Genomic DNA, 7478 nt, shown 5'->3' with positions numbered 1-7478 from the left:
CCTCCAGCACCACGGCACCGTGGTCCAGCAAGGCCGCACCCGGCTCACCGTGTTCGTAGAGGCCCCACTTCAGGCGGGTGTTACCAATGTCGATGACCAGAAATGACATGCATCTATCTCTTTGAACGGGAACACCCCGAACCTCGGCGGCTGCGTCATTCTGCCTGCAACCCGCCCCTGAACCCGGTCAAAGCCTGTTGCGCGAACGCAGCCTCGGCACCACACTCGGCCCACCAAGGTGCACACATCTGAGCGAAATCAAGGTATGGTCGCGGCCCATCGGCACCGTGGTTCCCGATGGTTCCACGGCGCATTGACCTGCCACCCATACGGAGCCCACGTCATGAAACACCTCGTGTCCACCCTGTTCCTGAGCGTCGCACTGAGCAGCCTGCCTGCGTGGTCTGCGGTCGAGGTCAAGGGAGCCAAGTTCGGCGATACCTACGCCTTGGCCAACCAGTCGCTGCAACTCAATGGCGTCGGGGTCCGGGTCAAGGTGATCGTCGACGTGTACGCCGCCGGCCTCTATCTGCCACGCAAGGAAGCCAGCGCCAGCGGCATCCTGGCCATGCCCGGCGCCAAGAGCATGCAGATCGTGCTGCTGCGCAACCTGTCCGGCGAAGACTTTGCGGACGCCATGATCAAGGGCTTCCGCAAGAACCACAGCAGCGCCGAAATTGCCCGCTTCCAACCCAAGCTGGACGAGATCAAGGGCCTGATGCTGGCCTTTGGCGAAGTGAAAAAGGGGGCGGTCATCCACATCGACCACCAGCCCGGCAGCGGCACCTTTGTGCTGGTCAATGGCGAGCGCAAGGGCCCGGTCATCGTCGGTGATGACTTCTATGCCGCGCTGCTGAAGATCTGGCTGGGCGAGCACCCGGTCGATGACGACCTCAAGGCCGCCTTGCTGGGCGGCAAATGAGCCGCTGAATCGGGCCTGCCGTGACAAGGTTGGCAAACGCAGGGGATGCCCTGCCTTGCCAGCCTGCGCGAATGGGCCGATAAGGGGAGCAGATGCCTGAAGCCAGCATGATCCTCACGCGCCCTCCCCACCTCGCCGCCTGGACCGACGCGCTCGACCGCCTGGAGAGCCCGATCCTGCCCAGCACGGCCGCAGACATCGCCCTGCTGCACAGCATCGAAGAGGCCAACGGCACCGTCGATGCGCACATGCTGGCGGAGTGCATGAACCACGACCCGCTGATGACCCTGAAGGTCCTCAGCCATGTGTCTCGCTACTGCACCCGCCTGAGCGTCGACCCGCCGGAAACCCTGGTGGGCGCACTGGTGATGATGGGCATCGGCCCGTTCTTCAAGGTGTTTGCGAACCAGCAGACCATCGTGGAATGGCTCTGCCTGTTCCCTGAAGCGCTGGCGGGCATCACCAGTGTGGTGACCCGGGCGCGACGCGCCTCGAATTTCGCCATGGGCTTTGCCTTGCGCCGCCAGGACGAGGACGCGGTCGTGATCCATGAAGCCGCGCTGCTGCACGACTTCGCTGAAATGCTGCTGTGGTGTCACGCACCGGTGATGGCACTGGAGATCTCGGAACGGCTGGCCGCCGACCACACCCTGCGCTCGGCCGATGTGCAGCGCGAGGTCCTGGGCATCGAACTCAACGATCTGGCCCAGAGCCTCATGCACCGCTGGCAACTGCCTGACCTGATCATCAAGGCGACCGACGACCGCCAGGCCCATGTACCCCAGGTCCGCAGCGTGCACCTGGCCGTGCAGATCGCCCGCCACACCCAGCACGGCTGGGACGACCCACACGCCCTGGCCGCGATGCGAGACGATGTCGCGGGGGTGGCCCAGCTGCTGAACCTCTCTCAGGAGGCGGCGGAGCGACTGATCCGGGGCATGGACGACTGAGTCGCCCCCGCCACCTCAGCGCAGGCTGACCGAGGCGCGCATCGCCTGAACAGCCCCTGCGCCGAAGGCCGCGCCAAACCGCTTGGCCAGGCGCTCGGCCAGGTTTTCCTTCTGCGTGTAGTCGATGATGTCTTCGGCCTTGACCACATCGCGGGCCAGCATGTCCAGGCTGCCCAGGTGATCGGCCAGCCCCAACGCCACGGCTTGCTGACCATTCCAGAACAGGCCCGAGAAGGTTTCGGGCGACTCCTTCAGGCGCTTGCCGCGGCCGGTGCGCACCACCTGGATGAACTGCTGGTGGATCTGGTCGAGCATGGCCTGGGCGTAGGCCTCATGCGTCGTGTTGCGCGGCGAATACGGATCGAGCATGCCCTTGTTGGCACCAGCAGTGAGAAGGCGGCGCTCCACACCGGCCTTTTCCATGATGCCGGTGAAGCCGAAGCCGTCCATCAACACGCCGATGGACCCAACCATCGAGGCCTTGTCCACGTAAACGTCGTCGGCAGCGACCGCAATGTAGTAGGCAGCCGAAGCGCACATTTCTTCGCACACGGCGTACACCTTCTTCTTGTGGAGGGCCTTCAGGCGGCGGATCTCATCGTTGACCAGGCCGGCCTGCACCGGACTGCCACCGGGCGAGTTGATGCGCAGCACCACGGCCTGGGCACCCTGGTCCTCGAAGGCGCTGCGCAGGGCCGTCATGAGGTTGTCGGCACTGGCTTCGGTGTCCGCTCCGATTTCGCCACGCACCTCGACCAGAGCCGTATGCGGCATCACTTGGGAGTGCGTGGCCGGCATGTTCTGAAGCGTTGCCCACACCATGCTGCCGGCAACCACCAACCAGACCAGGCGCCAGAACCAGCGCCAACGCCGGTCGCTCCGCTGCTGGGCCAGGTAGGCGCGGGCGAACTCGTTGAGGAAGGCGTTCTGGGTCCCGCTCGTGGGATCGGGGGCTTGGGAATCGGCTGCGCTCATGAAGGGCTCGGTTGGGAAAGGATGTAGAGACGGTTGAATGGGTCAGTCTGCCGAGGGCAGAGGCTGGTGCCGCGGATCAGGATACCAATGCACCAGGCCGTCGGCTTCGCGAACATCGAGCGGGGTCAGGCGGGCGCCGGGGCAAGGCCCACTGACGCACAGGCCATCGGCCGGCTCGTAAAGGGCGCCATGCATCGAACAGATGATGTGTCGCTGTTCGTGGTCCAGGAAGCGGCCCGGGCGCCAGTCCATCGGCGCTGGCACGTGGGCACAGCGGTTGAGGTAGGCCACCACCCTGCCACCAAAACGCAGGGCAAACGCCTGGACTCTGCCATCGGCATCGAGCACATCGAAGCAAACGGCATCCCCCGCCTCGACCAGGGCCTCGGCCGGACACAAAAACTGGGGCCGAACGCCGGGTTCAGGCATGGCGGGCAAGCCAGTCGTGCAAGGCGGCCACCGAGTGCGCGACAAAACGGGTGTCGAAAGCACCGAAGGCCTCGGGCTCATGGGCACCATAGCTCACCGCCAGGCTGTGCGTGCCGGCGTTCTTTGCCAGCTGCAGGTCGTGGGTGGTGTCACCGATCATCAGGGTGCGCTCGGGCGCCACGCCAAATTCGGCCATCAGCTGCTGCAACATCAGCGGATGCGGCTTGGAGGCCGTCTCATCCGCCGTGCGCGTCCCGTCGAACATGCCCCGCAACTCGACGTGCTCCAGCGCCTCGTTCAGCCCCTGGCGCGACTTCCCCGTGGCGACCGCCAACCAATGGTTGCGCGCCTTGAGGGCCGCCAGCAGCGGCAAGGCCCCTTCGAACAGGCTGAGCTCGTGCTGGCGCTGGAAATAGTGGTGCCGGTAGCGCTGCCCCAGTTCGGGCACCCGCTCGGCTGGCAAGGTCGGCGCAACATGTGCCAACGCGTCGTGCAGGCCCAGGCCAATCACATAGGCCGCCTCGCTCGGGGGCGGCACAGGCAGCCCGAGGTCGGCACACGCCGACTGGATGCACCGGACGATGAGGCCGGTGGAGTCGTACAGCGTGCCGTCCCAATCGAAGACGATGAGGTCGTAGGCGCGGGGGCGAAGCCCGGTATCGGCGGGATGGGTCAAAAGAACTCCTGATGACAAGGCCTCGACGAGGGGCCTGCGACGTTTGTCACTCTACTTTGTCTTGGTGACGACTGCATCCAGTGCGGACAAGAGCGTGTCGCAATCCGGCGGCAACGGCGCTTCGAGCACCAGTGGCTCGCCCGTGGCGGGGTGAGCCAGACGCAGGTAGCGTGCGTGCAGGAACATCCGCCCGAAACGCCCTTCGGGCAAGGCCGCGCGGTTCACGCCGGGCACGGCGTCCTGCGGACGACCGCGGGCCAGCGCCTTGTTCAACTCGAAGTCACCGTACTTGTCGTCGCCCACGATGGGATGGCCTTCGCTGGCAAGGTGCACACGGATCTGGTGGGTGCGCCCCGTCTTGATGGTCACATCGAGCAGGCTGAAGGCGGCAAAGCGCTGGACCACCTGCACCAGCGAGATGGATCGGCGCCCCTCGTCTTCGTCCTTGACCGCCATGACGCGGCGCTCACCCTCGGCGGTGAGGAATTTGTGCAGCGCCACATCGATCACCTTCTTGCTGGCCGGCCAGTCACCAATGGCCAGGGCCGCATAGGTCTTGTGCGCCTGGCGGTTGCGGAACACATCCTGCAGGGTCGTGAGCGCACTGCGTTTCTTGGCGATCAGGAGGATGCCGGACGTTTCCTTGTCCAGCCGGTGAACCAGTTCCAGGAACTTGGCCTGAGGCCGGGCGCGGCGCAGTTGTTCGATCACGCCAAAGCTGACACCGCTGCCGCCATGCACCGCGACCCCCGCAGGCTTGTTGATGGCCAGCACATGCTCGTCTTCAAACAGCACCGGGAACTCGCGGGCCGGCACGGCCGCGACGGTGGCTTCGTCCCTGGTGGCCAGGCGCAGCGGCGGCACCCGAACCTCGTCACCCAGTTCAAGCCGGGTGTCGGCCTGCGCCCTGCCCTTGTTCACACGCACTTCACCGCTGCGAATGATCCGGTAGACCAGTGTTTTGGGCGCCCCCTTGAGCACCTTGATGAGGAAATTGTCCAGGCGCTGCCCGGCGCCCCCCTCGTCGATCACGAGGCGCTGTACGGCTGCGGCTTCGGGCACCACCGGCACCGGCGCCGGCGCGGCCACGGCAGGTTTGAGCAGGGGTTTCGGACGTGACTCGGGTTTACCCTTGGATGGCGCGTGAGAGGCGGCCTTGGCCGGTGTTTTGGCGCCAGTTCTCTGGCGTCGGGGTGCAGTTTTCGCACCTATAATGGGCTGAGCCACGTGATGGAATGTGTGTAGGTTGATTTGGCCTTTGCCATGTCAGTCGCACCGAACAGGCAAAGCCAGACCGCATTTTACTTCCTGACGGTCTGACGGTGCTGCATCACAAGGCCCGGCGGGGTGCCCCGCCAAATTGATGGTGATGCAACACAGGCCGCCAGCCGGAGAAAACCACCCAAGGTGTGGTTTTGCCAAACGGAGCCCTGTGTCAGAGCCAACGTAGATCGAACCCAAATTCAAGGTTTATGGGTGGCAGCGCGAGACCAGACGCCAAGTCGGTTGTCCGCTGTTGCCTGTGTCGAGTGACTGCCCACGTGTTCCGGCCCATTCCGTTCGCCCACCTGCCCGCCTGTGTGCCAGCCGCCTTCCATACCCTGGAAGCCCGCCTGCTGCCCTGCGCCGTGTCCGGTTCCGAATGGCCTGGGCTCCCAACCCCCACCCGTTCCGCCTCGCTGGCGGCACCATCTGCGCCACGACGCGCCGGTGGATCGGGGTGGCGGTCGGCCCGTGTCCAAGTCTCGGCGCGCGCGCCCCTGCTGACTTGACGCTTCTCGCGCCACAGACAGCCAAGGCAATTCCTGACGGTTCAACTTCGTTGCTCGTGCATGAACGCTGCCGCTGTCCGCAAGGTCGGTGGCAAGTGGAGGCTTGCCTGGTGCCATCCAGGGCCGGCCTCGCTTGAACTGTGGAGACCACATGAAGCGCATGCTGATCAACGCCACGCAGCCGGAAGAACGGCGCCTGGCGATCGTTGACGGGCAGAAACTGCTCGACTTCGAAACCGAAATCGAAGGTCGCGAACAACGCAAGGGCAATATCTACAAGGCCGTTGTCACCCGCGTTGAACCCTCTCTGGAAGCCTGTTTCGTCGATTACGGCGAAGAGCGTCACGGTTTCCTGCCTTTCAAGGAAATCTCGCGCCAGTATTTCAAGGAAGGCGTGGAAGTCCGCTCGGCCCGCATCCAGGACGTGATCAAGGAAGGGCAGGAACTGCTCGTCCAGGTCGAAAAGGAAGAACGTGGCAACAAGGGCGCCGCCCTGACCACCTTCGTGTCCCTGGCCGGCCGCTACCTGGTCCTGATGCCCAACAACCCGCGTGGCGGTGGCGTGAGCCGCCGCATCGAGGGCGACGAGCGCGAAGAGCTCAAGGAGGCGATGGACCAGCTTGAGTACCCGAAGGGCATGAGCCTGATCGCCCGCACGGCCGGCATCGGCCGCACCGCTGCCGAGTTGCAGTGGGACCTGAACTACATGCTCAAGCTGTGGACGGCCATCGACGAAGCGTCGGCCGGCGGCAAGGGCGCCTACCTGATCTACCAGGAATCCTCCCTGGTGATCCGCGCGATCCGCGACTATTTCACCAACGACATTGGCGAAATCCTGATCGACACGGACGACATCTACGAGCAGGCCAAGCAGTTCATGCTGCACGTCATGCCCGAGACGGCCAACCGCGTGAAGCGTTACCGCGATGACGCCGCCCTGTTCGCCCGCTTCCAGATCGAGCACCAGATCGAAACGGCTTTCAGCCGCACGGTGAACCTGCCCTCCGGTGGCGCCATCGTGATCGACCACACCGAAGCCCTGGTTTCGGTGGACGTGAACTCGGCGCGCGCCACCCGCGGCGGCGACATCGAAGAGACCGCCTTCCGCACCAACCTGGAAGCGGCGGACGAAATCGCCCGCCAGATGCGCCTGCGCGACCTGGGCGGCCTGATCGTCATGGACTTCATCGACATGGAGGAGTCCAAGAACCGCCGCGAGGTGGAGCAACGCCTGCGCGATGCGCTGCGCTTTGACCGTGCGCGCGTGCAGTTCAGCACCATCAGCAAGTTCGGCCTGCTGGAAATGTCGCGCCAACGCCTGCGCCCGGCGCTGAGCGAAGGCAGCCACATCACATGCCCGCGCTGCAATGGCACCGGCCACATCCGCGACACCGAGTCCTCGGCCCTGCAGATCCTGCGGATCATCCAGGAAGAGTCGATGAAGGACAACACCGCCGCCGTGCACGTGCAAGTGCCGGTGGAGGTCACGTCGTTCCTGCTGAACGAAAAGCGCACCGAGATCACCAAGATCGAGCTCAAGCAGCGCGTGACCGTGCTGCTGATCCCGAACAAGCACATCGAGACGCCGAACTACAAGCTCGAGCGCCTGCGCCACGACGACCCGCGCCTGGAAAACATCCAGACCAGCTACTCGATGATCGAGGAGCCGGACGACGAGGTCGGCATCACGCGCCGCGAAAAGAGCAAGGCCAAGCAGGAGCCGGTCATCAAGGGCGTGCTGCCCGACCAGCCCG

Annotated in this window: 7 protein-coding genes and 1 pseudogene; 3 read left to right on the top strand and 5 right to left on the bottom strand. The window is 64.8% G+C overall.

Features of this window, described 5'->3' with window-relative positions:
• A pseudogene (locus QZ994_RS17510) lies at positions 1-109 on the bottom strand (type III pantothenate kinase); the annotation flags it as partial.
• 234 nt (positions 110-343) lie between these two features.
• Here QZ994_RS17510 and QZ994_RS17505 point away from each other — a divergent pair.
• Together QZ994_RS17505 and QZ994_RS17500 are read left to right on the top strand one after the other, a co-directional pair.
• Positions 344-922 (top strand): chalcone isomerase family protein, encoded by a 579-nt coding sequence (locus QZ994_RS17505; RefSeq protein ID WP_290874689.1) that lies wholly within the window; start codon positions 344-346, stop codon positions 920-922.
• 92 nt (positions 923-1014) lie between these two features.
• Positions 1015-1872 (top strand): HDOD domain-containing protein, encoded by an 858-nt coding sequence (locus tag QZ994_RS17500; RefSeq protein ID WP_290874686.1) that lies wholly within the window; start codon positions 1015-1017, stop codon positions 1870-1872.
• Positions 1873-1887: 15 nt separating this feature from the next.
• Here the strand turns inward: QZ994_RS17500 and QZ994_RS17495 are convergent, their stop codons facing one another.
• From QZ994_RS17495 to QZ994_RS17480, 4 genes are read right to left on the bottom strand one after another with little or no spacing between them, the layout of a single operon-like run.
• Positions 1888-2847 (bottom strand): S49 family peptidase, encoded by a 960-nt coding sequence (locus QZ994_RS17495; RefSeq protein WP_290874683.1) that lies wholly within the window; start codon positions 2845-2847, stop codon positions 1888-1890.
• Between the two features lie 42 nt (positions 2848-2889).
• Positions 2890-3276 (bottom strand): Rieske 2Fe-2S domain-containing protein, encoded by a 387-nt coding sequence (locus QZ994_RS17490; protein ID WP_290874680.1) that lies wholly within the window; start codon positions 3274-3276, stop codon positions 2890-2892.
• Complete coding sequence (locus QZ994_RS17485; protein ID WP_290874677.1) at positions 3269-3952, bottom strand: HAD-IA family hydrolase; 684 nt, start codon at positions 3950-3952, stop codon at positions 3269-3271. Before QZ994_RS17485 ends, QZ994_RS17490 begins: the two co-directional genes overlap by 8 nt.
• Positions 3953-4003: 51 nt before the next feature.
• A complete protein-coding gene (locus tag QZ994_RS17480; RefSeq protein ID WP_290874674.1) occupies positions 4004-5041 on the bottom strand; it encodes an RluA family pseudouridine synthase in 1038 nt (345 codons plus the stop codon).
• An 834-nt stretch (positions 5042-5875) separates the two neighbouring features.
• Here QZ994_RS17480 and QZ994_RS17475 point away from each other — a divergent pair.
• Positions 5876-7478: Rne/Rng family ribonuclease (locus QZ994_RS17475; protein WP_290874671.1), on the top strand; the 1603-nt coding region annotated here is incomplete at its 3' end.

This window comes from Aquabacterium sp. (assembly GCF_021768455.1).
Lineage (GTDB): Bacteria > Pseudomonadota > Gammaproteobacteria > Burkholderiales > Burkholderiaceae_C > Aquabacterium.
The sequence above is the reverse complement of the archived record's forward strand: the minus strand, read 5'-3'. Positions and strand labels throughout refer to the sequence as shown.